The sequence below is a fragment of the Virgibacillus necropolis genome (assembly GCF_044793635.1).
In the GTDB taxonomy this organism is placed as follows: Bacteria; Bacillota; Bacilli; order Bacillales; family Amphibacillaceae; genus Virgibacillus_F; species Virgibacillus_F necropolis_A.
In genome coordinates this window covers 3,331,646-3,358,102 of record NZ_CP084992.1, presented here as the reverse complement: position 1 = coordinate 3,358,102, position 26,457 = coordinate 3,331,646, and the positions used below count along the sequence as shown (strand labels likewise).

The 26,457-nt window shown below is 35.6% G+C and carries 26 protein-coding genes; 3 read left to right on the top strand and 23 right to left on the bottom strand.

Going from position 1 to position 26,457, the window contains the following annotated elements; all coding sequences use genetic code 11:
* Positions 1-22: 22 nt before the first annotated feature.
* The 7 genes from LG329_RS16605 to LG329_RS16575 all read right to left on the bottom strand — a co-directional run bounded on the left by LG329_RS16605 (position 23) and on the right by LG329_RS16575 (position 10,103).
* Positions 23-2,239 (bottom strand): alpha-galactosidase, encoded by a 2,217-nt coding sequence (locus tag LG329_RS16605; protein WP_404451942.1) that lies wholly within the window; start codon positions 2,237-2,239, stop codon positions 23-25.
* 51 nt (positions 2,240-2,290) lie between these two features.
* On the bottom strand, positions 2,291-3,118 hold the full coding sequence (locus LG329_RS16600) for a carbohydrate ABC transporter permease (RefSeq protein ID WP_404451941.1): 828 nt from the start codon (positions 3,116-3,118) through the stop codon (positions 2,291-2,293).
* Positions 3,115-3,984 carry a carbohydrate ABC transporter permease gene (locus tag LG329_RS16595; RefSeq protein WP_404456731.1) on the bottom strand — a complete coding sequence of 290 codons (870 nt, stop codon included), beginning with the start codon at positions 3,982-3,984 and terminating at the stop codon, positions 3,115-3,117. The genes LG329_RS16600 and LG329_RS16595 overlap by 4 nt, the downstream gene beginning before the upstream one ends.
* A gap of 248 nt (positions 3,985-4,232) precedes the next feature.
* Positions 4,233-5,534, bottom strand: a complete 1,302-nt coding sequence (locus LG329_RS16590) for an ABC transporter substrate-binding protein (RefSeq protein WP_404451940.1) — start codon at positions 5,532-5,534, stop codon at positions 4,233-4,235.
* Positions 5,535-5,728: 194 nt separating this feature from the next.
* Positions 5,729-7,492: a sensor histidine kinase gene (locus LG329_RS16585; protein WP_404451939.1), complete on the bottom strand. Its 1,764-nt coding sequence runs from the start codon at positions 7,490-7,492 to the stop codon at positions 5,729-5,731.
* Positions 7,489-9,027, bottom strand: a complete 1,539-nt coding sequence (locus LG329_RS16580) for a response regulator (protein WP_404451938.1) — start codon at positions 9,025-9,027, stop codon at positions 7,489-7,491. Before LG329_RS16580 ends, LG329_RS16585 begins: the two co-directional genes overlap by 4 nt.
* 428 nt (positions 9,028-9,455) lie before the next feature.
* Positions 9,456-10,103: an SDR family oxidoreductase gene (locus tag LG329_RS16575; RefSeq protein ID WP_404451937.1), complete on the bottom strand. Its 648-nt coding sequence runs from the start codon at positions 10,101-10,103 to the stop codon at positions 9,456-9,458.
* Positions 10,104-10,281: 178 nt separating this feature from the next.
* Here LG329_RS16575 and LG329_RS16570 point away from each other — a divergent pair, with 178 nt between their 5' ends.
* Positions 10,282-10,524 carry a hypothetical protein gene (locus LG329_RS16570; protein ID WP_404451936.1) on the top strand — a complete coding sequence of 81 codons (243 nt, stop codon included), beginning with the start codon at positions 10,282-10,284 and terminating at the stop codon, positions 10,522-10,524.
* 323 nt (positions 10,525-10,847) lie between these two features.
* Here the strand turns inward: LG329_RS16570 and LG329_RS16565 are convergent, their stop codons facing one another.
* The 12 genes from LG329_RS16565 to LG329_RS16510 form a co-directional block, all read right to left on the bottom strand.
* Complete coding sequence (locus LG329_RS16565) at positions 10,848-11,957, bottom strand: AbrB family transcriptional regulator (protein WP_404451935.1); 1,110 nt, start codon at positions 11,955-11,957, stop codon at positions 10,848-10,850.
* Positions 11,958-12,039: 82 nt separating this feature from the next.
* Positions 12,040-12,945: a DUF1186 domain-containing protein gene (locus tag LG329_RS16560; protein WP_404451934.1), complete on the bottom strand. Its 906-nt coding sequence runs from the start codon at positions 12,943-12,945 to the stop codon at positions 12,040-12,042.
* Positions 12,946-13,359: 414 nt separating this feature from the next.
* Positions 13,360-13,893 (bottom strand): VUT family protein, encoded by a 534-nt coding sequence (locus tag LG329_RS16555; RefSeq protein ID WP_404451933.1) that lies wholly within the window; start codon positions 13,891-13,893, stop codon positions 13,360-13,362.
* A gap of 82 nt (positions 13,894-13,975) precedes the next feature.
* Positions 13,976-14,641 (bottom strand): 7-cyano-7-deazaguanine synthase QueC, encoded by a 666-nt coding sequence (gene queC / locus LG329_RS16550; RefSeq protein ID WP_404456728.1) that lies wholly within the window; start codon positions 14,639-14,641, stop codon positions 13,976-13,978.
* Between the two features lie 288 nt (positions 14,642-14,929).
* The gene (locus LG329_RS16545; RefSeq protein ID WP_404451932.1) at positions 14,930-15,358 is read right to left on the bottom strand and encodes a heme-binding protein; all 429 of its coding nucleotides are present in this window, start codon (positions 15,356-15,358) and stop codon (positions 14,930-14,932) included.
* 341 nt (positions 15,359-15,699) lie between these two features.
* Positions 15,700-15,933 (bottom strand): indolepyruvate ferredoxin oxidoreductase subunit alpha, encoded by a 234-nt coding sequence (locus LG329_RS16540; RefSeq protein ID WP_404451931.1) that lies wholly within the window; start codon positions 15,931-15,933, stop codon positions 15,700-15,702.
* 50 nt (positions 15,934-15,983) lie between these two features.
* Complete coding sequence (locus LG329_RS16535) at positions 15,984-17,000, bottom strand: amidohydrolase family protein (protein ID WP_404451930.1); 1,017 nt, start codon at positions 16,998-17,000, stop codon at positions 15,984-15,986.
* A gap of 126 nt (positions 17,001-17,126) precedes the next feature.
* Positions 17,127-18,137 carry a VOC family protein gene (locus LG329_RS16530; protein WP_404451929.1) on the bottom strand — a complete coding sequence of 337 codons (1,011 nt, stop codon included), beginning with the start codon at positions 18,135-18,137 and terminating at the stop codon, positions 17,127-17,129.
* Positions 18,138-18,167: 30 nt separating this feature from the next.
* A complete protein-coding gene (locus LG329_RS16525; protein WP_404451928.1) occupies positions 18,168-19,202 on the bottom strand; it encodes an NAD(P)/FAD-dependent oxidoreductase in 1,035 nt (344 codons plus the stop codon).
* Between the two features lie 27 nt (positions 19,203-19,229).
* Positions 19,230-19,718 (bottom strand): aromatic-ring-hydroxylating dioxygenase subunit beta, encoded by a 489-nt coding sequence (locus LG329_RS16520; protein ID WP_404451927.1) that lies wholly within the window; start codon positions 19,716-19,718, stop codon positions 19,230-19,232.
* Positions 19,715-20,998 (bottom strand): Rieske 2Fe-2S domain-containing protein, encoded by a 1,284-nt coding sequence (locus tag LG329_RS16515; protein WP_404451926.1) that lies wholly within the window; start codon positions 20,996-20,998, stop codon positions 19,715-19,717. Before LG329_RS16515 ends, LG329_RS16520 begins: the two co-directional genes overlap by 4 nt.
* A 24-nt stretch (positions 20,999-21,022) precedes the next feature.
* Positions 21,023-21,799, bottom strand: coding sequence for an SDR family NAD(P)-dependent oxidoreductase (locus LG329_RS16510; RefSeq protein WP_404451925.1), 777 nt, complete (start codon positions 21,797-21,799; stop codon positions 21,023-21,025).
* Positions 21,800-22,128: 329 nt separating this feature from the next.
* On the opposite strand from LG329_RS16510, the gene LG329_RS16505 reads away from it, so the two are divergent.
* Positions 22,129-23,013, top strand: coding sequence for a LysR substrate-binding domain-containing protein (locus tag LG329_RS16505; protein WP_404451924.1), 885 nt, complete (start codon positions 22,129-22,131; stop codon positions 23,011-23,013).
* A 47-nt stretch (positions 23,014-23,060) separates the two neighbouring features.
* Here LG329_RS16505 and LG329_RS16500 read toward each other — a convergent pair whose 3' ends face one another.
* The 3 genes from LG329_RS16500 to LG329_RS16490 all read right to left on the bottom strand — a co-directional run bounded on the left by LG329_RS16500 (position 23,061) and on the right by LG329_RS16490 (position 24,212).
* Complete coding sequence (locus LG329_RS16500) at positions 23,061-23,270, bottom strand: hypothetical protein (protein WP_404451923.1); 210 nt, start codon at positions 23,268-23,270, stop codon at positions 23,061-23,063.
* A 66-nt stretch (positions 23,271-23,336) separates the two neighbouring features.
* Positions 23,337-23,642, bottom strand: a complete 306-nt coding sequence (locus LG329_RS16495; RefSeq protein WP_404451922.1) for a TIGR04104 family putative zinc finger protein — start codon at positions 23,640-23,642, stop codon at positions 23,337-23,339.
* Between the two features lie 210 nt (positions 23,643-23,852).
* Positions 23,853-24,212, bottom strand: a complete 360-nt coding sequence (locus LG329_RS16490) for a winged helix-turn-helix transcriptional regulator (protein WP_404451921.1) — start codon at positions 24,210-24,212, stop codon at positions 23,853-23,855.
* A gap of 231 nt (positions 24,213-24,443) precedes the next feature.
* Between LG329_RS16490 and LG329_RS16485 the strand changes: the two genes are divergently transcribed.
* Positions 24,444-25,166, top strand: a complete 723-nt coding sequence (locus LG329_RS16485; protein WP_404451920.1) for an NADPH-dependent F420 reductase — start codon at positions 24,444-24,446, stop codon at positions 25,164-25,166.
* A gap of 381 nt (positions 25,167-25,547) precedes the next feature.
* Here LG329_RS16485 and LG329_RS16480 read toward each other — a convergent pair whose 3' ends face one another.
* Positions 25,548-26,420, bottom strand: a complete 873-nt coding sequence (locus tag LG329_RS16480; RefSeq protein ID WP_404451919.1) for an alpha/beta fold hydrolase — start codon at positions 26,418-26,420, stop codon at positions 25,548-25,550.
* Positions 26,421-26,457 lie beyond the last annotated feature (37 nt).

Below are 26,457 nucleotides of genomic sequence, written 5' to 3'. Positions count from 1 at the left end.
TAGTTCACATTAATTTTTTATTTTACAAAGTTAAACTAGTCAATTTAATTATTAGTGATGAAAAATCATCTGTTAGCTTATTTAAATGATGCTGATCAATTAGTAATCCAGCACTTAATAACTCATCTCCAAAAAATGTTCCATCTACTCCTTCCATAGAGTATTCATAGTCTGGATGAAGACCTTCTAATCGAATCCGACCAAATCCGGTATTTGGCAATGAAAGTAGCTGATAATATCCGACTAACGCCTCTCGTTGATCATCCGAAACTACCATCCAACTCGTAACATTACCATCTTTAGCAAAAGGGCTATCAATTCGGTAAAACTTCCCCTTTTGAATTAGACTGCGATTTTCCTTATAAAATGCAATCTGTTTCTTCACTTCATCTTTTTCCTGTTGATCCATTTTCGTCACATCTAATTCATATCCAAATACACCAAAGTACGCAACATTAGCCCTCGTATCTAAACTAGTAACACGCCCTACTTGGTGATTTGGCACCGCAGAAACATGGGCTCCCATTGAGCTAATAGGATATACCATAGACGTTCCATACTGAATTTTTAATCGTTCCACCGCATCTGTATCGTCACTAGTCCATGTTTGGGGGGCATAGTATAGTAATCCTGGATCAAAACGACAGCCGCCACTCGCACATGATTCGAACAAAACATTTGGAAACATAGTTGTCAGTCTTTCATATAAATGGTAGACACCTAGAATATACCTGTGCGCTACCTCTCTTTGTCTATTCGCAGGTAAATCGAGCGATCCAATTTCGGTCATATATCTATTCATATCCCATTTAACATAATGAATAGGTGCTGCGTTCAATATTTCAGCCATTAACTCATAGATATAATCAACTACTTCTACTCTGGAAAAATCTAGGACATATTGATTTCTTCCATGTGAAATGTTTCGATTTGGTACATGGATAATCCAATCTGGATGGGATTGATATAATTTACTAAGTTTAGAAACCATTTCTGGTTCAAACCAAAGCCCAAATTCTAAACCTAAAGCGTTTATCTTTTTAGCTAATCCTGTAATTCCATTTGGTAGTTTATCTTTATCGACAAACCAATCACCTAAGGATGTTGTATCATCATCCCTTTTGCCAAACCAACCATCATCCAGTACAAATAACTCCACACCCAAGTCTTTTGATTCCTTTGCAATTTCTACTACCTTTTCTTCATTAAAATCAAAATAAGTTGCTTCCCAATTATTTATTAATACAGGTCTTTCTTGATCCCGCCATTTACCACGAGCCAACCTATTTTGAAATAGTCTATGAAATGTCTGACTCATACCATTTAATCCTTCATCAGAGTACACCATGACAACTTCGGGTGTTTGGAAGCTTTCTCCTGTTTCAAGCAGCCAATTAAAATCGAAAGGATTTATGCCTATCATTAGTCGAGAGACATCATAATGATCAACCTCCACTTGAGCCAAAAAGTTACCACTATAAACTAAACTCACTCCAAATACTTCCCCCTGTTGCTCATTCGTGTCAGGTCTTTTCAGAGCAATAAAGGGATTTTGCTGTGCGCTACTAGTACCTCTCGTACTAGTAATACTCTGAACCCCTGGCACTAATTTCCTGGTTTTAATATGTCTTTCTCTTGCCCAAGAGCCTGAGAGTTGAATCATTTCAAAATCAGAATCAAAAAAATCTACACTTGCACTTAGCGCCCTTGTTAGATTCACTTTTTCTTTACCGTAATTAATAAACTCTGTTGATCTAGTAATCGTATTAAAATCCTCAAATACGGTATAGGATAGTCGAATTTCTACACCGATTTGGTTATCATATAGCGTAATTTCTAGTGTAGTTGCTTCATTTTCATCCTCCACATAGGTTGCTGGCAAACCATCCAACAACTTTTTCCCTTGATATATCTCATGTTCTTTATATTCAAAATTGGTAGTTCTACTTCCATTCTCTTGTAAAATCTGATATGCGGGTTCTCTGTAATCAGTAGTTCCATAGGCTGGATACTCCTGTTTTATTAAATCTAGAGAAAACGCATTATTCCCTTCATATACATAGTTCGTATTTGCTCTATGTCCCCCTTGGAACAAATGAGCAAAAGATTCACGATGACGTAGTTTTTTTCCGTAATAAAGATGACCTAACTGATTGTTTTGTAAAACAGTAAAAATATAGCTTACCTTATTTGTTTGCAGGTGAAATTCTTTCGTCGTGTCATTAAATATAATCGGCATAACTATCCCCCCATAATAATCTCTTAATTCTCCTCCAAAATGTTTCCTTAATTACCCTTTTACTGATCCCATCATCCCTGCTACAAAATGCCTTTGCATGATAAAAAAAACAATTGCTGTTGGTAATGTTGCAATTACGATAGCTGTCATGATAACGCCAAAGTCTGGGGAGTATCCAGATCCAAGATTAGAAATAAGCAATGGAATTGTTCTCTTTTCCGGAGATTGCAAGATAACTAATGGCCATAAGTAATTATTCCAACTATTCATAAATGCAATAATAGCCGCTGCAGCATAAGTAGTTTTCATAGTTGGTACATAGATTCGAAAAAAGATTCCTAGCTCACTTAGTCCGTCAATTCTTCCTGCTTCAACCAATTCTTTCGAAAACATCTTTGTGTTTTGACGGAAAAAAAATATAAAAAATGCAGTTGTTATCGTTGGTAATATCGCAGCCGCTAATGTGTCAATTCCAATTCCCGGGAATGTGTGCGTAATGTTTCCAAATAACTGATACAACGGGATCATAATTGCTGCGAATGGGATCATCATCGATAATAGGAGAATATTAAATACAATATCTTTCCCTCGACTACGATACATTTCAAAGCCATAACCTGCCAAGGATGCAATCAATAGTGTCAAAAATGTTGTTATTATGGCAATAATACCTGAGTTTATTAATGCGGTAACAATATCTACCGTTTCAAATAAAACTTTTATATTTTCAACTAAATGTGTACCAGGAAGTAATCTTCCTTTTGTAACATCGACCGACTTATTTGTCATACTTACAATCATCCATAAAAATGGAAAGATAGAAACAAGAGATGCAATACTTAAAAATGTATAAGTAGCTATTCTTTTAATCTGTTTCATTTTTTATCACCTGCCAATTTAAACTGCATAATAGAAAGCAGTACAATTAATATTACAATGACGTAGGATACAGTTGCTGCGTATCCAAAATCTGGTGTATATTTAAACGAAAGGTTATAGATATACTGTGAAATGGATACTGTTGCATTTCCAGGTCCGCCTTTTGTAATATTCATAATTTCATCAAAAATTTGTAGTGTTCCTATTGTCGAAGTGATAGAAGTGAACAAAATAATAGGTTTTAACATTGGTATGGTAATCTGAAAAAACTGTTGAAAAGCTGATGCTCCATCTATTTTGGCTGCTTCATAAATCGAGCGATCTACGTTTTGTAGAGCAGATAGATAGAAAATCATATTGTACCCTGTCCATCTCCAGGTAATCGCAATAATAATTGTTACCTTAGCCCAAAATGGATCAGCTAGCCAATTGATAGCTTCTGGAATGATTGAAAACTTCAGAAGGAACATATTAATTAGACCGTCTGTTCCAAATAAATATTTGAATATTACAGAGTAAGCAACAAGTGAGGTTACACACGGCAGAAAAATTGCTGTTCGAAAGAAACCTTTGAATTTCAATGTTGCATCATTTAGTAGTACTGAGAATAATAATGCCAGGATTATCATGATAGGAACCTGAACTAATAAATAAATAACAGTATTTGTTAATGCAGCAATAAAGGTTGGATCGTTAATTAATCGAGCATAGTTATCAAGTCCAACATACTTTAAATTTGTTCCCATTCCAGATTGGAAAGACAGTAGCAGTGCTTGGATCATTGGATAAAAATAGAATAAACAAATCGCCCCAACAGCTATGATTATAAAAAACCAGCCCACACTTTTTCTTTTCAAAAAACGCATCACGTTATTGTTATTAGATAAATGGGTCTCATTCGTTTTCTTTGCTAGTTTACTAATGTTCTCACCCCTCAAACTTAAAAAAACCAGGACCGTAATCTTTAATAAATGAGTATCATAGTTTTTCTAATATTATTCATCATCTGATCGAACTTAAAATTAGTATAAATAAAGTCCAGGGAATCGACCCTTTGATTGGCACGCAATCGCTTTTTCCTAAGCCGAGCCCTGGATCATTCATTATTAGCTAATTATTTCAGTTGTGCTTCTGCTTGTTCCTGAGCACTACTGAGAACTTCACTTAGGTCTTTCCCATTCAGATAATCCTGCATTCCTGCAGCCAGTATATCCTCGATAGCATAGGTATGCATTCCGTAATTAACACCTGGAATTTCAGCAGTCCATTTTGAAAAATCAGAAATGATTGTTTGCCCACTGAAGTACTTATCTTCAGAAGTATAGGCCTCACCATCTGAAGCTGGCTTATAAGTTCCTATAGCACCAACGTCTGTAACAAGCTTTTGATAGAAATCTTTATTTGAACCGAATGTATTTGCCAGAAAATCAGCCGCTTCTTCTTTACCATCAATATTTAAAACATATAAGGAACTTCCACCTAAGTTCGAGGCATTAACTGCACCTTCCATTGCCAATCTTGGAATTGGCACTACTGCCCATTTTCCAGATTGGGAAGCCTCTGCTTTAATACTTGGTGTAATCCAGTTTCCTGATGGAACTGTAGCTACATCCCCACTATTAAAGGCAGCTATGAACTGACTCCAGTCAGAGTTTATTTTTACAATATCTGCTTCCATTAACTCTTTATATTTTTGAAAAGCGAGTTTTAGTGCTTCATTTTCAGCAATGTTAGGGGTTGAGCCATCTTCTTTTACATACCAAGAACCTGCTGTCTGAATCATCATGCGAATTTGCCCTAAATCATTTGGATCGAGAGTAATCATATCTTTCCCTGTTTTTTCTTTAACGTCTTTCCCAATTTCGATGTATTTTTCCCAAGTAATGTTCGTTAGATCATCTACTGAGTATCCAGCCTCTTCAAGATAGTCTGTACGTACGTATAATCCAGTTACGCCAGAATCAAATGGTAAGCCATATTGTTTACCATCAAAACTAGTAGTAGCAATTTTATAATCAGCAAAATCATCTGGATTTATATAATCATCTAACGGATAAAATGCATCCGGATACGCCTGCAAGAAACTTTGCGCGCGATAATCTTCAATTAGAACGATATTTGGCATGCCTTTCATAGTACCGGAACTAAGACCTGTATTTAATTTCGCAACAATATCATCCTGTGCATTTTCAATAACTTCAAATTCAAAGTCTTCCTCACCGTTATATGCTTCTCCGGCAAGTTCAAGTGCTGCAATATTAAAATTCGGATCCCAAGCCCAAGCAATAATCTTATCTACATCCGCTGGTTCGGAACTGCCACCATTCCCCCCAGAAGCTGCTTCATCATCGGATGAACATGCAGCTAAAGCAAAAATACTAACAAACATTACCACCATAAATAAAATCTTCTTCATACAAATTACCCCCTACTTTTTGTAAGCGCTTTCGACGCCTTGTTAAAATACTATCAAAAAAAAATAAAGACCGTTAGAACGATCTTTAGAAAAACATTTGAATTTATTTGGAACATTTTCTTATGAATGATTTTGATTTGTACTTTTTTTAGATAATTGTAATTTTTTTATAATTTCGCGCTGAACTCCATATCCTATTCTTCGATTAAAGGCAATTTTATCTTTACTTTCGTTCCCTCAGATATTTCACTAGATATCTCAATCCCATATTCATCTCCATATAATAATTGAATACGTTCATGGACATTGCGCACTCCAATCCCACTAAAAAGATGACGTTTTCCATTGAAGTCAGTAGTAGAGCTTTCTATTCCATCGCCATTATCTATTATCTCACAAACAAGATTTTCTTCTATTTGAGCAATAAGTATTTGAATATAACCTTCTTTCTTTTGATTAAAAGCATGAAAAAATGCGTTTTCGATGAAAGGCTGAATAACAAGTTTTGGCATATGGAATTGCAAACAATTAGGGGAAATGAAATAGTTTACTTTTATCCTCTCACCATATCTCGATTGGTTAATCAATACATAATCTTTCATATTACTTAACTCTTTCTCTACCGTTATCGTTTGATTAATATCGCCAAGTGCGTTTTGTAGTAAAGAAATTAACGAATGGATCGTGTCCGTTGCTTTTTCTTTCTTGCCTTGCTGAACCATAAACTTCACAGAAGTCAGTGTATTGTACAAAAAGTGTGGATTAATCTGATGTTGAAGTGCTTTTAGTTCAGCATTTCTTTGTCTTTCTTGTGTTTGTACGACAATCCCAACATATTCTTGTAATTCATTGAGCATAAAATTAAATGCAGTGGCTATTTTCCTTGCTTCATAGCTCCCTGTTTCTATCACAGGTTTACTAAAATCATATTTCACCATATTCGAAATTTGTTGAATAAGTTTACTTAACGAGTTCGTCATTCGTCTCGAAATAATGAATACAACCAAAACAGCTAATAAGACAATACCTATACTAATCATAACGATTTCTTTTGTATTAACTAGATTATCAAGTACAGAATCCTTGTCAATTAGATTAACAAGATACATATCAAATGTTGGAAGGTATGCCGATAATAACATATAGTTTTTCCCGAACACTTCCACGTCTTTATAGTCGAGTGAACTATCCTCCATTTCTTTACTGGTTGCCAACAGCTTCATCGATTCTTTACCGATCCATGTTTCTTGATTGCTTGAAATAATCTTTCCATTTCCATTTAACACTGCCATATTATTACCTTGGCTCGTATAGTTTTGATAAAATTTCTTAAAATTCCTTTCACTTATAGATATATATAATATTCCATAGATGTTGTTTGTTGACCTTTCTGTAAGAGCTTTCGTCGCCACAATTAATGGTTCATTGTTCAAAGAACTTGAAGGCACAAATTGATATAATAAATTTGCGGGTTGTTCAACTGTATTTTGTGTAATGACATGGCGATGTAAGTCTTTCCATGAAACAGGCCAATCACTATAGTTCATATTAAATAAATCGTTGTTTTTCCCAGCGACAATTATGTCTGCTTCATAAGGTGCAACAGTCGAATAAATACGTTCCATTTGTTTGATAACATTGTAGTTTGACTTTGCCTTTTCAATTGAGTTTAGTTCCTCTTGTGTTAAAACTCTTTTTATCGTTCCATTGTTTTGTACATTAATCGAAGTAGAGACAACAGCATAACTGAAAGATTCAAACCTCGATTTAATTTGATTAAGGGTTTTCGTATTTGTAATACCAAATGTCTCCATAAACAGATTTTCTGACATACGAATCGTACTAAATGTAATTAGAACCGAAACAGAGATAATACTAACAACCATGACAAAGAACATCTTGATGAACAAATTGTTATTTTGTATAGTCTTTATCAATTTTTCCCGATATCTCCTCATGTTGAAAATTCCTTGCGATAAGTACTAGGAGAATTTCCTGTTTCCTTTTTAAATACTTTACAAAAATAACTGTGATCGGAATAACCTACCATTCTACTAATGTCCGATATCGATACCGTACTATTTTGTAGCAGTTCCCTCGCTTTTTTAATTCTTACCCGGTTTATGTACTCACTGAATCCTTCATTATGATGCCTACTAAAGTAGGTGGATAAGTATGATGGATTAAAGTGAAAGTGTTCTGCTATTTCTGTTAAGCTAAGTGGCTCTGTATAATGTTCTTCAATATAATCTAACAATCTTTGAACATTATACTGTTCTACATTTTCTTCTTTTGATAGAACAATTTTATTTGCTACATCCAGAAAACTATTAAATAGATCTATAGCTTCTTTGGCATCTTTTGCTTCATTTATTCCCGAAAAATAAGCGTATTTATCATTTTCCAAGCCTTTTGTATCATAGTTTAAATTCGCCAACAGAACAATTATATTGAAAATTATGTTTCCTAAAAATGATTTAAATTCAAAGACATCGCTTGTATATTGATTCGCTAAATAATCTACATAATCTTCCACATACTTAAAAGCCACTTTGAATTGTTTACTTTTAAGAATTTCTATAAATTGGTTTAGGTTAAAACTCTGATTTCTTTCTTCCACGTGAGGTAAATCATCATAAATTAATACGGATAGTTCTGGAAGGTAAAAAAAGTATTGCTTCTTTAATAACAGGCTTTCATCATATATTTTTTTTATAGCTTTAATGGATACGAACTGAGAACTCAACACCCACTTCGTTGCATCACCTAATATGACAACGGTATCATTATTAATATCATTAATTGTATTTTTAATAGTAGTCAACTGATCTAAATTAAAATTTAGAAGAAAAGTTATACCCGTTTTGTCTTTTAGGATTGGATGAAAATTGATCTCCTTGAAATATTCTCGTAATAGCCTAAAAATAACATCCAACTGTGATGGATCAGTTTGTTTCTCTTGCCAATAGATTGCTAACAAACTAAATTGGTTATTCGAGAAGTAATCACTTACAACTTTCTCATCATAATCTGGCTCGTATCCTGATAAAAATTTTCTTATTATCTTATCGATAGATGCTTCATTTGTTTCTTTAATTTCTTGAAAGTCAGTATCTTTATTTGTCACCTTATGCAATGTCTTTAGTAATTCTTCCCCATTTAATTTTGGTTTAAGAATATAGTCAGCCACACCGCTTTGAAAAGTAGAACGTACATAATCAAAGTTTTCAAAGCTACTTAATACGATAATTTCAATGTCTGGATAATCCTTTTTAACTACTTTGACAAAATCTATTCCATTCATAATTGGCATGACGATATCGGTTATCACGATATGTGGACGGTACTTATCTATCGTTAACAGAGCTTCTTCACCATTCGAAGCTTCTCCAACAATTTCAAATCCTTCCTTTTCCCAACTTATGTAATTTATTATTCCCTGTCTAATTAGCATTTCATCATCAACAATTACTACCTTGTAGCATTCTTTCATTATTTTAACTCTCCCAACAACTAAAGAGTCTCCTCTTGACTTATATTCTAAAGTGTTTTAAAAAATAATTATGTAATAGATTAAGAAGATTATAAATTTAGTATACTATATAAATACGTTGTTTAACACGCTCAAATAGTGATAAGAAATGTGGATAGGGGTTTTTCTCTGTTTTCGGGGCATAGTTGCAGTTAGAGTATACGGTTAGAGCATTTGTTTATGTAGGCTTTGTATTATAGGAAGGTGTCATAAATTTCCAAACTATTGTTATATCATTAAAAAGTGCTGAAAAATACCTGTCCCAGGGCATAAAATAAACGCCTTCCATAAAAGGAAAGCGTCGTTACCAATTTTCTTGGAATTTAATTGATTATTATCTGTCAGTAACACTTAAGTAGACCGTTTTAAAGAAAATCCACATGTTGAAACTAAAAAGCAGCCGTCCAACCGCCATCTGCAGTGACAACTGTACCATTTACAAAACTTGATTCATCTGATGCTAAGAATAAAGCAACTGTTGCTATTTCTTCAGCTTGTCCTGTACGTGGCATCACAGCTTGTGCACGTTGTGTACGGCTTGCCCCAAATTCGTTAAAACCTTTTATTGTGGAAGCAATATTTGTTTCGACGCCACCCGGTGCGATTGCATTGCAACGAATACCTTTTTCTGCATACATGTAACCAGTATTTTTGGTTATCCCAACAACTGCATGTTTAGATGCTCCATATGCAACACCCGCATGTGCTCCGTTTAAACCACCAGTGGAAGCGGTATTAACGATAACTCCTTTTCCTTTCTCTAAGAAGATTGGCAATGCTTTACGTGTTGCGCGCATGACGCCCTTGGTATTGATATCGAAAATCAAATCCCATTTTTCATCCGTGATATCACCGACAGGTTCCATGGAGTCCATGATTCCAGCGTTATTTACAAGAATATCTAACGTACCATACTCACTTACTGCAGTATCGATCATATTTTCAATGTCAGTTAGCTCAGCTACATTCACTTTTACCGCTTTAGCTATTCCACCATTATTCGTAATCTCTGTTGCCACTGCTTCTGTATTATGCAATTATATACATTAACTGCAGAACTATTATTCTTTAGTTTTTCCTCTCTGTCTGTCAAAAAAATATATTTTAATAGATTTTATTTTATTGGTGGAAATTTAATTTGTTCATCAAATAAGGTAATTTACCGAAGTACGACAAAGAAGGCGATATCTTATTAGATTTAGTGAAATCAGGAAAATGGCAAAAGATAATCCATACTTTATTACTGAAAATGGTCATGTTGAAACAGTATTACTTAGTTATGATAAATATGAAGAGTTGTACCAAACCTTTCTTTTATCTAAAGAAATGGAAGAACGTATGGAAGATTTAGAACAACAATTAACGGACCTTAGAATGGAAAGATCTAATAGTAATCCAGATCAGTTAATAGATTGGCGTTCTATCCGACGGACTGCTAGTAAAGACGATGAAAAATAATTTTCGCGGGTGACGATAACCAGATACATAAAATAATTGAAAGCCTTTGTGAAAGATAATTAGAAGAGACAAGGGATTTAAGCCTTATCCCGCAACAAGGCGCCTGTTCCCGCGTCCCATGAAGCGAGGCGCCCAATAAAAAGCAAAACTGTCGGGGAGACCATCACCTTGGCTCGTGCCATACTACTTTGGCAATTCTTACCCTACTAAACAATTCTCATTTTTGATTGCTCGAAATCAATCTAATATTCTCCTTTAATCGATACATCAATCTGCCTTTACTATCTTTCTCATGTGCAAACACAATTCTTTTATAAAAACCACTATTGATATGATGATCCATGCTGTTTCGCTTTCTTTCTATCTATTATTTTAAATATAAATTTTAATAAAGGCGGTACTGCGAAAAAAATAAAGAAGAGGCGAAACAACTGATAGCCTGATACAATGGATAAATTAGCATGAATCTCATGTGCGATAATTCCCATCTGATCCATACCTCCCGGTGCCATACTTAACAGACTAGTTGCATGTGTTATGGGATGAAGTTTGGTGAGGATCATACTTAACATCACGGATCCAACCACAAGCATCATGCCGCTGCCCACCGCAAGACCGATTGTCCTCTTTTTCCTATGCAGTTGATCGATTTTGAGCATCAACCCTACATGTGTGCCGATCATTAGCTGTGCAGCACTGATCAAAACGGATGGTAGCTGTGGTCCTTGCAAGACAAATAACTGAAGCATTGTGGTTCCAATAAGCGGTCCTAATAAGAAAGCTGTCGGAAATCTTATTTTGGCACCAATTAGGGCAAAAATAATACTGACCACCGCGAAAATAAATAGATTAGGAAACAAGCTAACCTGTATGGAAGCAGGGATAGTAGCCTCCGCTGTTTGTTCTACCCCACCCTGACTAAACATGGGGATTAAAACAAGTAAAGGCATAACAATCACTATCATCATCAGACGTATAATCTGCGTTACTGTTACGACTGCTAGGTTAATCCCTTTTGTTTCCTCAGCCAACATAACAACCTGTGTAAGCCCACCAGGAATACTACCCAACAATGATGTACTATAATCACTATCAGAAAGTTTAGAAACAACATAGGCTATGCCAGAGCATAATAGTAAAAGTAGTACTGTCATTAATAGCATAGAAGGCAATTGTAACGCCATACTTTGCAAAGCGGATGATGTCATGGATAAGCCAATTGTATAACCAACAATGATCATGCCTGAGTTCCGAAATGAGTTAGGCCAAACATAACGATGCTTGCATATATTTGTCCCAATTAACACCGCAACCATTGGCCCAAGAAGCCAGGGAACTGGGATATGAATCAGCTTGAATAACGCTCCTCCGATGGTAGCAGTAAGAAGCGTTAGGATAATTTTTTTGACAGTTTTCAAAATACGTTGTTCCATGTTGTGTCTGTCCTTTCGTTCTGTTCTATCTCCATGCCAACCCTTCCTAGTTCACTATTTCAAACTAAATTTGGCTTAAAAATCAGTTTCCACAACACTTCTTGTACTTTTTACCGCTACCGCAAAAACAGGGATCATTTCTTCCTATATTCACTTTATTAACCATAGGCTGTTTTCCAGAAGGATTTTTTTGTTTTATTTCCGAATTGTTTTTCACCCTGTTTGAAGGTTTTCTATTGTTGATTTCATGATCTTTGTAAAAACAAGCCCAGTTTTGAAGTTCCTTAATTGTATCTTCAATCAATTCAAATTTTCCGTATTTCAGCGAATCAGCCAGTGCTTCTTCCTTACTTTTTGCTAATGTTCCCTTAACATCCTCTAGTTTTATCATAAAACTGTCTACTAAACCATCTTCGTACACCTGCACTATATCGTCATACACCCCATCAGGATACAAATCGTTACAACAGTTTACAATTTCCGCCATTACGTATGAAGTAAATCCTGTCTTCTGCTTTAATAATGATTGGTAATAATCTAAAACATCTTCACGACGTAATTTATCGTTAAAAACTAATACAGTTAGCGCTCTTATTGCTTGTCCACGGGCATACTCATATAGATTTTCATTTTCTATGATTTCTTTAATTGGTTGTATATCTCCATCAAATACAGAGGCTAGCATTCTACTAGTACCCTCGGTTAATACGCTTCCAAGTAGGTAATCTATATCCTCCTCTGGTAGTTTAAGCATACGAATCAATACCGGATACAATTCTTTGACCCTAAACTGAGAAAGCAAATAATAGGCATAAATATGCCCAAAATAATCTTCATTTGAAATATATTTCTGATAGTTTTTGCTAACGTCTTGAACAATGTCAAGTAGTTCAGGAATTGCTTCATCTTTTCTGTTAATTATTTCCTCTAATTCTTTTCGCTTGAAATGCCCATCATTAATACTAATTTGTTTAATTAAATTTTCCATCGGGCTGACCTCCTTGTACTATAATTAGCCACACGTCCAGGAAAGAATCTTCTACATTACTTTCAATACTACCATATACCCCACCGATAATTCTTGTAGGTTTTATAAGGTCTTTTTTACTTGTCCTTCACTGGTGTCCCCACCTTTTAACAGAATAAATTTAGATTTTTTCGGAACTCTGATGGGTAAAGAAAAAATACAAAAGCATTTGGATAATGCTATAAGGAAGCAAGTGCCCTATGTTTGGGATGAAATTTAAATAAGTACCTGTCACCTGAAACTATGCTGAATTGTTTCGAGTGACAGGCACTAACTATTAAAAAAAAGATGACTTAGTAAGCCATCTTTTTGCTGTATACCCTTTTATTTATACCAAACTTTTTCTACCAATGGACAATTCTGTTTACCCACGTGTCAATTAGCCAGTTCCCTCTTTAATAGATTAGAAGAATTAAGTACAATAACACCTAGGAATTGCATACTTAATTTAATAATAACTTGTCCTAATATCGCCATCCAGATAAACTCCCATGGTACAAGATTTGCTCCAAGTGGTGATATACCAATAACAACAAAGATAGAAGAATCTAGAATACCACCAACAATACCACTATATAAAATCCTTGCATTCATGGATAGCTTTAATCGTGAATAGATCTCCGTATCAGTAGTTTCCGATACTGCAAAGCTTATAGCACTTGCAAATACAATCCACATTGTATCACCTAGTAAGTAACTGGAAATAGCGGATAACACTAACGCCGTTACAATAAATAGGTATGTCTTCTTCTTCCCATATTTATTTTGTACAATATCACGTAAGACGAATGTAACACCTATTAAGAACGAACCATAGGGAATTATAAAGACTCCCATTTGTAAAGGTGCAAATCTAGCAGTAAGTATATTGGCAAATATAATTGCACATAAGTATAGCGCTATTCTCATTTCATTTCTCCTTATATAATTTAGATTCCATCAAACCCCTTGTTTATTTCCCAAAACAAGTGTGTGAAGTTGGGGTCATTCATTAAAGCTCAACTCTTTTAATTGAATTTCGATACTTTTCTAATCCGGTATTTCTTAATATACATGCAGGACATGTACCACAACCTGTTCCAATTACTCCTTCATAGCAGGTTAATGTCTTTTCATTAACAAAATCCAAAACATTTAAATCAGCTGCAAGTTTCCATGTATCAGCCTTATCCAACCACATCAATGGTGTGTGGATGACAAATTCTTGATCCATTGAAAGATTAATAGTTACGTTAAGAGATTTAACGAAAGCATCCTTGCAGTCTGGGTATCCACTGAAATCCGTCTCGCAAACCCCTGTAATGATATGCTTGGCATTAATTTGGCTTGCTAAAACGGCAGCAAATGATAAAAAGAGTAAATTACGACCTGGAACAAAAGTTGATGGTAATTCACCATTTTCTCCTTCTTTAATCTCTATATCATTTCTAGTTAGTGCATTTGGTGCCAATTGATTTAAAAGCTGCATATCTAGAACATGATGGTTTACGCCAACCTCAGACGTTATTGCTTTGGCACAATCGATTTCTTGTTTATGCCTTTGATTATAATTAAACGTGACACACTCTACTTCCTTGAATGTTTCTAAAGCCCAAAATAAACAGGTCGTACTATCTTGACCACCACTAAAAACTACAACGGCTTTTTCATCTTTCAACATGAAATAAACTCCTTTCAAAACAAAAAAACAGTACCCCAAGATGAAGTACTGCTTCTTCTTAGTTTTTTTAAAGAGGGGTGCTAGAACCTCTTATTAACTTTTCCCTACCAATGTTAACTAATTATACTGCTCATATAAAAGGATACAATAGATCATATCTTAAATTCAACTTATTTCAAAAATAATTAAACCTTTTTGTATACCTAAGCCATTGTGTAAAGCCAAGTGCCTGTCACCTGAAACTGTTCTGAATTGTTTCGAGTGACAGGCACTAACTTATCATGATTATTTAATTTTTGCTAAATCAAGTTCATTGAATGCTTTAACAGCTGCTTCTGCTACTTGCATATCATTAGGTACACTGCTTCCACTCACACCAACTGCACCTACTACCTTTCCGTCTACTTCAAGAGGAAATCCGCCTCCAAAAACGACAAGACGTCCTTGATTTGTTGTGTTTAGGCCATAGAGCTCCGCATTAGGTACAGTTGCATCTGCAAGTTTATGGGTAGGCATTTTTAAGGCTACTGAGGTCCATGCTTTATTTTGTGCGATATCGATACTTGCCAGCCATGCATCATCCATACGGTGCGTAGCAATGAGATTTCCACCTTCATCCAGAACGGAAATAACCATTTGGACCCCAACCTTTGAAGCTTCAGACTCTGCACCCTCAATTATATTTTTTGCAATTTCTAGATTCATTGTACTCATAATTTTTTCCTCCCTCTCCGTAAAATTAATTTTGTGATATTAGAAAACCATTCTAATATTAATCTTCCATAAATATACAATATCACAAATCTCATTGGTTTACTTGTATTTAAAATAAACTGGAACTGTACTGCGTCTGCTGACGAGATCCTAGATCAATGTATGTTTTTTCATGTCTCACTTACACTAAGGAAATAATATGAAAAAATAAATAAACCCAAACCATAAAAAGTCTTGGGCTTAATCACTTTTAAATTATCACTTACAGTAAACACCACCTTACTCTCAGTCTTGGTTAATTCCAATTCAACAGGAGGAGGTAACTAACCTCACCCCACCTCTTATCCAAAAAAGCTCTCTGCTTTTTCCAATTGTTCTTCTTCATCAGGTTTCAAATCATGTTCATCAACTATTGCACTGATTGGACAAGCAGCAACACAGGCACCACAATCAATACATACATTTGGGTCAATGAAAAATTGTTCTGGGCCCTCTTCAATGCAATCGACAGGGCAAATACTAACACATTCCCCTGCCTTTTCATTACTACACGGATCCATTATGACAAAAGCCAAAGTTATCCTCTCCTTTTATTTCTTATTACTTCTATGAATCTATTCAACAACTACTTATAGTCTGCTATATTTAAATTTAAAAAGTCTAACGCATTCAGACCATGGATTTTCTCTTTTTCTTTGTCACTCAATGTTGTTAATCGATCAACAACTTTTCCAGAAGGAGCTTCACGTAATAAAAATGGATAGTCTGAACCAGCTATGATCTGATTAACGCCGAACCGGTCAATCATAAACTGTAGGTTATTTTCATCGTAGACGAGCGAATCATAATAGAGTAATTTCGCGTAATGACTTGGTGGTTTCTCGGTCTTTCTTATTTGCGGCCACACGTTCCAGCCTTTATCCATTCTTGGTAAAAGGTATGGCAAGGAACCACCACCATGCGCAAAACATATTTTTAAATTAGAATATCTATCCAGCATCCCGCTCATAATGATACTTCCGGCTGCTAGAGCTGTTTCGGAAGGCATTCCAACCATGTACATGAAGTTATGACGTAGCATACGTTCACGTCCTAATGTTTCCCAAGGATGAACAAACAAGGAAACTCCCTGTTCGTTTGCAGCTTGAAAAAAGCGTTCTAATGCTGGATCATCTAAATTCTTACCATTAATGTTGCTTCCGATTTGAATACCTTTTAATCCTAATTCATTGACTGCTCTTTCCATTTCTTTTATTGCTAAATCAACATCTTGTAAAGGAACCGTCCCTATACCTACAAACCTTTTCGGATGTTCTTTTGTGATAGACGCAATAAAGTCATTTTGGGATCTTGCCATTTCTAATCCTTGTTCAGGATCTGACCAATAACTAAACGTAACTGGTATAGGTGATAGAACCTGGATATCAATTCCTTCTTTATCCATATCCTTTATTCGCACTTCTGGATCCCAGGTTTGATCCGTTATTTCCCTGAACTTGTTGCCCTTTATCATAATATTGGCGCCACAGTCACATGTTTTCTCTAAAATTGGCCAACGATCATCACCATATTTTTTGGCTAAATTTAAAAATTCCTCTGATATAATATGCGTATGAAAATCAATCTTTAGGTTTTGTTGCACAGATGAGCTCTCCTAGCATTCATAGTTTTTTAGAAAACTTGACTTATCGCCTTTAATAGCGAAAGCCGTAGTTGCACTTATGCTGAAAGGAAGATAGACGGTCATCCCGTCTATCAATCCTCCTATTTATTCACCAATTTTTACGCCATAAGTGAAATAGCTTTCAGGTGGTGTACTGCCCCACATTTCAAGACCCAATTGCCCGATTTCTGGAGCCCATTCGATGGCTTCCCAATCAGGAGAAAAGATTAAAAATCCGCCTGTCCAGATTTCCACTCGATGACCAGAAGGTTCGATCACATAGATAAACTGTGCACCACTTGTTCCATGTTTACCAGGACCCCACTCAATTTTGATATCATTTTCTGCCATTAGGTTTGCGGCACGAATAAGTTCATCCGGAGAATCCAGGTAATAAGCCAGATGATGGAACGCTGCACCATTTTGATTGGAGTTTCTCATGAGCGCTACTTCATGTGCAATATTCGTTCTGCTCAACCATGAACCTAAACGCACATCCTCTTCATTTTGAATATAGTAACGGTGATGAATGCCAAGTAGATCAGTCCACCATTGTTGTTCCTTTTTAACATCGTTAACCATGATATTTACATGGTCAAAACGACGAGGTGAGACGCCTTTAGATCTGAATTTACTTGGATGACTCGGCAATTTGGATATCAATTGCGGGTCATTCGTTACAAATAATTCCTTTTCCCAATAGAGTTCAATCGGTAATCCGGAGGGAGAGTTAAAATGAATCGCGTCTCCTAATGCTTTCTTTTGTCCACCTTCTACCCATGTAAAATCAATATTCATTTCTTTTAATTGTTTTTCGAAAAGCACCAGTGATTCTTTCGTGCTTACACGCCAGCCGATACGATTTACTTCCGATTTATCCGATGCTTTTAAAACCAGCGTATGATGATCGAAGTCCTGCCATGCTCGTAGATAAGCGCGGTCTCCGTCTGTTTCTGTTAATACAAGCCCCATTACTTCTGTATAAAACCATAATGATTTTTCAAAGTTGTTTACACTAATTTCTACATGCCCGAGATGCGCAACCGTTCGTAAATAGTTATCTAACCTCTCTTGTGCGGATCCTTCACTTACTACTGCTTCCTTCGTTTTAGACATATCTATTACCTCCTGATTTAGTTGTTCATTTTATTGCGTGATTCTTTCCTTTTTCTTTCGCTTCTTCTTTCCTTCCCTACTCATAATGGACGTACTGTGAGCAGAGTGCAGAGATGCATTTGGATCCATGTAAACCTTGGCATTACTCACCGCAATTGGAGCCTCGCCAAACCCGGTTGCCATTAATTTAACTTTGCCTTCATAGGTTGATATATCGCCAACTGAATAGATACCTGGAATATTCGTTTCAGCTTTTGAGTTTACTAGAATCGAACTATTTTTAATTGCTAAATCCCAGTCATTAATCGGGCCTAAGTTGGAAATAAAACCATAATTTACGATATAATCATCAGCTTTTAAATCCACATCCTGTTCGCCCTTTGCCAGTTTAAGCGTCATCGAATCAATCTTGTCCTCTCCCACTAATGCAGTAGGAATATACGGCGTTAAGATATTAACCGACGAATCTTTCAGTAGCTTTACACTATAATCGTGCGCCCTGAATCGATCCCGTCGATGAACAATCGTAACGTTTGCCGCTATCTTCTCTAACATTAAAGCCCAATCTACAGCAGAATCGCCGCCGCCAAAAACAGCGACATCTCTATTTTCAAAATCAGTAAGGTTTTCAATGCGATAATGGAGGTTCTTCCCTTCAAATTGTGCTTCATTTTCTAAATTCATTGTTCTTGGTTTAAAGGCTCCATTACCAGCAGTAATAATAATTGTTTTCGAATAATGTGTTTGCTGGTTTGTTGTTAGTGTAAAAACATCGTCTTCTTTTGTTACGTCGATTACTTCTTCATCCAGGCAAATCTCATTTTCAAATTGATTCATCTGTTCGGTCAGTCCATCTACTAAATCACTGGCTTTTATCTTTGGGAATCCGGCTACATCATACACATATTTATCTGGATACAATGCTGCAAGTTGACCACCTAATTCTGGTAAGCTCTCAATGATTTTCACTTTTGCCTGACGCATCCCCGCATAAAAAGCAGTAAATAAACCGACCGGGCCGCCACCTATAATCGTAATGTCGTATACTTCTGACTCATTACTCATCCATTCACCACCTAACACATGTTTGTTCTATAGAATCAAACTAATTTTCCCATGCGGTCTTAAACTATCTAATCCTAAGATAACTTTTTTACTTTTTATCGAAAATTCATTATCTGAAGGAACCAATTCATAGACTGTTCTTCCAATAAATGTGTCCACCACTTCTCTTTTTGTTCGGTGTGTAGTGAAATTGCTCTTCACCTTAATCACATCCGAATCCAAATCTTGAACCAGTATATTATGAACATTTCGGATCGTAGTAGAGTGTGGATACTCGACATGTGCTTCTTTCTTTAATAACCTTTCCGCTCGTTCTTCCAGTCGTTTGCGGTCATCATGAACAAAGAATAAAGAAGTTGTTGCACTAGCATCCGGATCTCCTAAAGGAGGTACCGTATAGAGAGCATCATCCGTAAACAATGCGGCCCATTCCTTTAGTTTCCACTCATCCAACAATTTGGCTTCCGTATATAGAAAATCAACCACATCTTGACGGGTTCTAGTTGTTACAGTCATTTCTGAACAACCTCCTTCTCCTTAGCCAAAGATTCCTGAATTCTAGCATTATACTGTCTCCAGAAACTTCTCATTTGAAGTTCATCCGTTGCCAGCTGGTTACCTTCTCCTCTTAACATTCCTTTGGAAATATCATTCCATTGAACCTCTTGGTTGTTGTTATATGCTTCTTGACATAATTCCAATGCTTCATTATCATCTGGTGTCGCGAAACCGCCTGGCCCTAAGAACTCCAGGAAGTTATCATTTCTCGCTATCCGATGTGACTCTTGCTCTCCCTTAGGAGCTAATGAATACCCGGATACTTCCATATAACCAGGAGATGTAGGATAAAACGTTCTTGCCGTAACAGCCATAATGTCATTAATTACTAGATTAGGAAATATGACAATATTTCTGTTGTAATTTGCTATGCGATCGGCACGTTCTTCTCCAAACCGTTCGACAAGTCTAGCCTTAATGTTCTCCATATCTCTTTTTAAATCGTCATTCCAGATTGGTGTCCATTGTGCAATAGGCCTTCCCCAAGGTGCCACGTATTCCATGACAGCATGACCATTACCTAGGTCAACCCCTTTTCCTTCTAATTTCACACGCTTTAAATCGGGATCCTGGGCTTGCTTAATATCAAAATATGTCTTATGCGTAGGCATTCCATGGTATAAATCAACGCTATTTTCAGCTATTAACTTCCAATTTGCTCGAACGCTGTATTCTTGTACGCCACCTAGCGCTTCTAGCCCATATTCCGATTGATCTACCACCAGGTCGATGTATTCTTTTGCGTCCCCTAAGTATTCATCTAACGAAATAGCGTTATCATCAAAGTTCACAAACATAAACCCACGATAGTTTTCCAAGCGATTAACCGCTTTCATATTCTTCGTGCCTTCGTCGTTAAAATCGTCAGGAAAGCCATCTTTACCAGGCATACCCACTAATTCACCATCATTTTTAAAACTCCAGGCGTGGTAGAAACAACGGAAAACTCTTGAATTTCCTTCGTTTTCCCTACAAACTAATGCACCGCGGTGTGGGCATGTATTGAAAAGCGCTCTAATTTCACCGTCTTGACTGTGAACAAATAATAAATTACGCCCGCCTACTTTTTTTCGTTTATAATCGCCTACCTCTGAAATTTCCGTTTCATGGCCAATAAACAACCAGCACTTATTAAAAACTTCAGCTCGTTCTCTTGCTAAGATTTCTTTATCTGTAAATACTTTTCTATTAACAAGAAACTCATTTTTTTCAACATTATCTTGAATGATTTGATCCATTAAACACCCTCCACTTTTCGTAATTTAAAGCATATTACTTCCGCCGTTGACACTAATAACCTGTCCTGTAATAAAACTTGCACCTTCTGTAGATAGATACCATACTGCATCCGCTACCTCTTCCACATGAGCGGCTCTTCCTTTTGGAATGATTTCAATATATTTATCCACTAACTCGGAGTCTCTTTCTCGGATAGCATCTAACCCTTCACAATCAACTGCAGGTGGTGCTACCGTATTTACTGTAATATCATTTTTGGCAAATTCTCTTGCTAACCCGGTAGTCATGGCATGTACGCCACCTTTTGCAGCATTATATGCAGCATGATCCCATAGACCGTTCCGTACTGAATCAGCACCTACATTAATAATTCGTCCACTTCCAGCCTCAACCATATGAGGTAATACTTTATGACATGACCAAACCCCTGTCCATAGGTTGCGATCGATTGTTGTCTTCAAAGTTTCAGAAGTCTGTTCAAGAAAAGGTAAAATGACACCTCCACCAGCGTTATTTACTAAAATATCAATTTTGCCTAAACTACTCATTGCATATTCAACCAATTCCGCAACATTTTCTTCTTTGGAAAGGTCTCCTGCATAGTAGTTTATCGTTGAATCTGTAAGCGTTTGCATTTCCTCTGCGGCTTGTTTAGTACGCTCTTCATTTGTTCCACTAATTAACACACTCGCACCTGAATTAGCTAACTTTAATGCAATAGCATTACCAATACCTCTAGCAGATCCCGTCACAATAGCGACTTTTCCTTCTAATGATTCACTCATTCGCTTATTTTCCAAATTAAAGCCACTCCTTTCTCAGTTGTAATTACTTCATTTTGCAGATGAATTTTTTTAACAGTTCAATTAATTAATTTGCCTTTGATTACCTTGCTTACTTTTCATTATAGAAGTCGGATAATTCAGATTCCAATTGAATATTTTTTTGTTTTTCTATTAATTTAAAGAAAAGTTTTATACACTTTTTTAAAAACATATTATATTATTATCTTTCTGTTAATTGATTTGACAATTTGTCTTTTCTTGACTTATCATTAACAAATATTCATTTACTGAAAACGCTTTCCTTGTTAAGACTTATAAACCAAGATGATTCAGGAGGAAATACGATGAATGAGAGTCAATTACAGACTTTTCTTACTGTAGCGGAATATAAGAGCTATTCAAAAGCTGCGGATGCCCTTAATGTCACGCAACCAACCATTACATCACGAATAAAAGCATTAGAAGAAATCTTAGAATGTGAGCTTTTTAATAGAATTGGCCATGAAATCTTCCTAACTGAGGAAGCTACTATGTTCATCGATTATGCCAAAAATATTTTAATTTATATTAAACATTCAAAGGAAATTACAAACATCGTTAAGGATCCAGTTATTAAAGTTGGCTTCTCGCCTGGATACGCGTATTCATTTATTATAGAGCTGTTAAAAACGATTAAATCAATAGGAAAAATAGATATACAAGTGATTGAAGGAAATGATTCTGTCAGTTTAAATGAAAGGGCTTTATCGGGGGAAGTTGATTTAATTTTTACTCGAGATGTTCTACCAAATAATCATGACATTATTTCAGAATACCTATTTGATAATAACATTGTGGCTGTCATCCCAGCGGGTCATCATCTATGTGATAAAGACACACTTGACGTAGAAGATCTAAATGAGGAAACGATATTAAGTTATAGAAGAAACTCGTCATTATGGAAGTTAGTTGATCAACAACTCATTGGCGCACACAATATAACGCGCATTGATGTTGCTAATAATGAAATGCTTTTACAAGCTGTGTCAAATGAGATAGGAATTGGAATTATACCTGAACTTGGTATTGACGAAAGATTTAAAGAGGAAGTAAAAATCCGAAAAATAAGCCAGATTGATGACATCCCAAATAAGGTCTATGTCCAATACCGGGAAAGTTCCCAAATAAAGACCCTTGCTAAGAAGATTATTTACTCCATCATTAATCATCAATATTCAAAAGTTTATTAAGGCGTGGGAAGGTTGTTCGGCTCTTGCACCCGTTCTTAAGAAGTAAGTTACTTTTTCTCCTCCTTCGATTTTGATACATGATACATTAGTGGTCCAATGAAAATTAACCCTGCAAAAGCTGTACCAAAAAAAACAGCAGTATATGACAACAATTCAATATTATTACCAAAAGTAAAATCTATAAAAAGACGAAGAATGGTAACACCTGTGGGAAATACCAGTGTGCATAACAGCATTTTTTTTAATCCTTCTGACACATTTTCTCACTCCCTCTAACAAAAATTATTGATACATTCTAATTCATTAAAGCTGATCATTCAAATTCACTTCCTAAGAGGTTCTTCTTCATTCGATAATTCGATAAAGAACGGATAAAGCCCAACCATTAATAAAAAGGCTCCAATCATCAAACTAATATAAGTAAAGACAGAGGAAATATCAAAAACGAGTAAAAATAGCAGAAGCAAGGACGGGGTAAAGTAAATGATGCTACTTCTCTTTCTTGCTTTAGTTGTAAGATATTGCTTTCTATCACAATGCGGACATTTCATTCCAGTGTCCAATGTGAATGATTGTTTAACTGATTGTTTCCAACTCCACTCTTTCCCACAATTTTGACAAGTCGCCATTTATTAAGCTCCCTTCTACTTAAACAATACTGCTTCATTGTTCAATACACTTACTTCAATATTAACATTTTATTCCAAAAAATATAAATTTTTTATACGATAAAAAGACGATCAATTTGGTGATCGCCTTGTTTAACTCTTGCACCATTTAATTTTAGTACAACACTTCACAATATCGGCTCAAATAATAAAAAATATCATTTTATTATTTCACTCAGGTTTCTCACCGTATTTCTTTCCGAAATTCTCCATCATATCAAGTATTGGGATAAATTCACGCCCTTTAGTTGTTAATGAATATTCAACACGTGGAGGTACCTCAGGGAAAACCTCTCGTTTAATTAATCCATCTGTTTCTAATTCTCTCAACTGTTTTGTAAGAGAACCTTGTGAAATGTCCCATAAAAAGGCTTTAATTTCGCTATAACGACGTTCTTTTGTTTTTAAAAACCAAAGAATAATATACTTCCAGCGTCCTGAAAGCATATTTTGGGTATACGCAATACCATAAACGTCTCTATGCTCCTTAATAAACTCTTTTTCAAATCCATCCTTGCATATTTTAGCCATACTTACATCCCTTTTCTTCTATAAAGTACAAAAAAGTGTACTATGTCATTTTTTATTGCCTACTTCAAAAATGTGAGTAATGGGTTCATTATATTATATATAACCAAAACACTCAATTACCTTTTTGCTTGCAAAAAAGGAATGTAGACAATTTCGTGTTGAGGCAATTGGAAAATTTCATAGTTGATATTAAATCATAATCGAACAAAATTATATTTAGGAGGAACAATAATGAGATTTGGAATTATAGGTGCAGGACCAATAGGGACAATTATTTCAAAAATATTAGTTAAAAATGGACATGATGTTAAAATTGCAGATGCTCGAGAAATTGAACGTTTAGAAGGAAAAGAGATTGCGGGAACACCTGTGAGTGTAGAAGATGTAATAACAAATATTGATGTTCTTATAATATCTATCCCTCTTCATGTGATTCCAAGCATTCGCAACATTGTAGATAAAGCTAGAGAGGAAATAATCGTTGTAGACACTTCAAATTATTATCCTTTTAGAGACAATAAAATTGAAGAAATTGAGAACGAAATGGTTGAAAGCGTTTGGGTTTCAAATCAATTAGGTAGATCTATCATTAAAGCCTTCAGCAATCTATTAGCTTATACTTTAGAAAATAAAGGAATCCCCGAAGGTAATAGTGATCGCATTGCCATGACAATTGCTGGTAATGACCTATCACAAAAACAAATAATCATGGATCTAGTAAATGAGCTAGGCTTCGATGCAGTGGATAGTGGCTCTTTAACTGATTCTTGGAGACAACAGCCAGGAACTCCTGCATACTGCACAGAACTAACAAAAGAAGAACTAACGGAAGCATTAAAAAAGGCAGATAAAGAAAAAGCCCCACTTCTACGTGATAAGGTAATAGAGAAGTTTTCAGCTGGATTGTCACATAAAGATATTGTAAATCTAAACAGAGAAACATATAATTCATAATTTAGGAAACCCATATTATTCATTGCTCTGGTATTTAATTTTAAATTGAATAGAAGAACATAGGGAAATTCAGAACCAAAAATAGTGATCAAAATAAATTTGATCACTATTTTTGCTGTTCATCCACCTTGGATGTAACACTATTAATTTTTTTAGATGTTGTTAATAATTTTTTCATCGCCGCAAAAAAATGTATTGTTATTATACTAAACTGCTGCTTTAGTTTAAGTGTAGTCATTCACAATTCCAATTATTATTCTACATGAATATGTGAAGATGTTCCTCAACAATATGGCCCTTCGTATTACGAAACTGACGCCAATCCTTATTCAAGAATGGCGCCCTTTAATGGAATCCCAGTTACTATCGACCTTTGACTTGTTATGATGCTTTTGAATGACGAGTAAGAAAGTCTACAAGTTTTCCTTTTATGTCTTTAGATCCCTCACCAAGCCATATCAAATGTCCCCATGATTCAAGTATACATAACTTCGAGCCCAAAATTTGTTGATGTGCATAATGCGCATGTTCCAACGAGACTGCCCCGTCATGTTTGCTATGCATGATAAGGGTTGGGGAAGAAATTGCTTTCAAATCCTTCGATGTAATTTCCTTTGTTTGTAATAAATCAATTAAAAAACCATACCCTGACCGCTGCCGATTATTCATCTTTCGGACTTCATCAATATCTTCGTCCATCATTTTGTCTTTTATTTGCTTATATGAAAGCTTACTAAATGAGGGTATCATTTGCTTAAATATAAATTTTGGAAAACGGTTGCTCATACTTGAAGTGAATTTCCATATTATTTTTTCCGAAGAAGGACGGAATAGAATCTGTGCCAATTTATATATTTTATCTTTAGGCGTGTGCCACTCTTTGGTAACAGCACTTTGTAACGTCAATGTTTTGACTCTCTTCGGGTAATGAGAAGCAAAATAAAGTCCACTTGGTCCACCAGCTGAAACTGAAAGAACGTGAACTTTTTCAATTCCTAAATGATTTAATAGCTCCACATAGTAATCGCAGGCTTTGGTCAAACTTTCTCCAATTTCTTTTGAAGTTCTACCGTATCCAGCTCTTGAGGGTGTAATGATCATGAAATCATTTTTAATAAGTGAATCGTATCCAAATTCCTCATAGCAATTGGAATGTCCACCGTGCATCACTAGGACAGGTTCACCATCTTTTCCTATCATGGAATATTCGATGGTTTGCCCATCTATGGTATATGTATCTATAATTCTTTCCATTGCCCCACACCCCTTAACATGTACTTCTTCAAGTAAT

Coding starts and splice junctions, on each gene's coding strand:
- LG329_RS16605 (WP_404451942.1), bottom strand. CDS start 2,239: ATGCCGATTATATTTAATGACACGACGAAAGAATTTCACCTGCAAACA.
- LG329_RS16600 (WP_404451941.1), bottom strand. CDS start 3,118: ATGAAACAGATTAAAAGAATAGCTACTTATACATTTTTAAGTATTGCA.
- LG329_RS16595 (WP_404456731.1), bottom strand. CDS start 3,984: ATGCGTTTTTTGAAAAGAAAAAGTGTGGGCTGGTTTTTTATAATCATA.
- LG329_RS16590 (WP_404451940.1), bottom strand. CDS start 5,534: ATGAAGAAGATTTTATTTATGGTGGTAATGTTTGTTAGTATTTTTGCT.
- LG329_RS16585 (WP_404451939.1), bottom strand. CDS start 7,492: ATGAGGAGATATCGGGAAAAATTGATAAAGACTATACAAAATAACAAT.
- LG329_RS16580 (WP_404451938.1), bottom strand. CDS start 9,027: ATGAAAGAATGCTACAAGGTAGTAATTGTTGATGATGAAATGCTAATT.
- LG329_RS16570 (WP_404451936.1), top strand. CDS start 10,282: ATGGCAAAAGATAATCCATACTTTATTACTGAAAATGGTCATGTTGAA.
- LG329_RS16565 (WP_404451935.1), bottom strand. CDS start 11,957: ATGGAACAACGTATTTTGAAAACTGTCAAAAAAATTATCCTAACGCTT.
- LG329_RS16560 (WP_404451934.1), bottom strand. CDS start 12,945: ATGGAAAATTTAATTAAACAAATTAGTATTAATGATGGGCATTTCAAG.
- LG329_RS16555 (WP_404451933.1), bottom strand. CDS start 13,893: ATGAGAATAGCGCTATACTTATGTGCAATTATATTTGCCAATATACTT.
- LG329_RS16545 (WP_404451932.1), bottom strand. CDS start 15,358: ATGAGTACAATGAATCTAGAAATTGCAAAAAATATAATTGAGGGTGCA.
- LG329_RS16530 (WP_404451929.1), bottom strand. CDS start 18,137: ATGTCTAAAACGAAGGAAGCAGTAGTAAGTGAAGGATCCGCACAAGAG.
- LG329_RS16525 (WP_404451928.1), bottom strand. CDS start 19,202: ATGAGTAATGAGTCAGAAGTATACGACATTACGATTATAGGTGGCGGC.
- LG329_RS16520 (WP_404451927.1), bottom strand. CDS start 19,718: ATGACTGTAACAACTAGAACCCGTCAAGATGTGGTTGATTTTCTATAT.
- LG329_RS16515 (WP_404451926.1), bottom strand. CDS start 20,998: ATGGATCAAATCATTCAAGATAATGTTGAAAAAAATGAGTTTCTTGTT.
- LG329_RS16505 (WP_404451924.1), top strand. CDS start 22,129: ATGAATGAGAGTCAATTACAGACTTTTCTTACTGTAGCGGAATATAAG.
- LG329_RS16495 (WP_404451922.1), bottom strand. CDS start 23,642: ATGGCGACTTGTCAAAATTGTGGGAAAGAGTGGAGTTGGAAACAATCA.
- LG329_RS16490 (WP_404451921.1), bottom strand. CDS start 24,212: ATGGCTAAAATATGCAAGGATGGATTTGAAAAAGAGTTTATTAAGGAG.
- LG329_RS16485 (WP_404451920.1), top strand. CDS start 24,444: ATGAGATTTGGAATTATAGGTGCAGGACCAATAGGGACAATTATTTCA.
- LG329_RS16480 (WP_404451919.1), bottom strand. CDS start 26,420: ATGGAAAGAATTATAGATACATATACCATAGATGGGCAAACCATCGAA.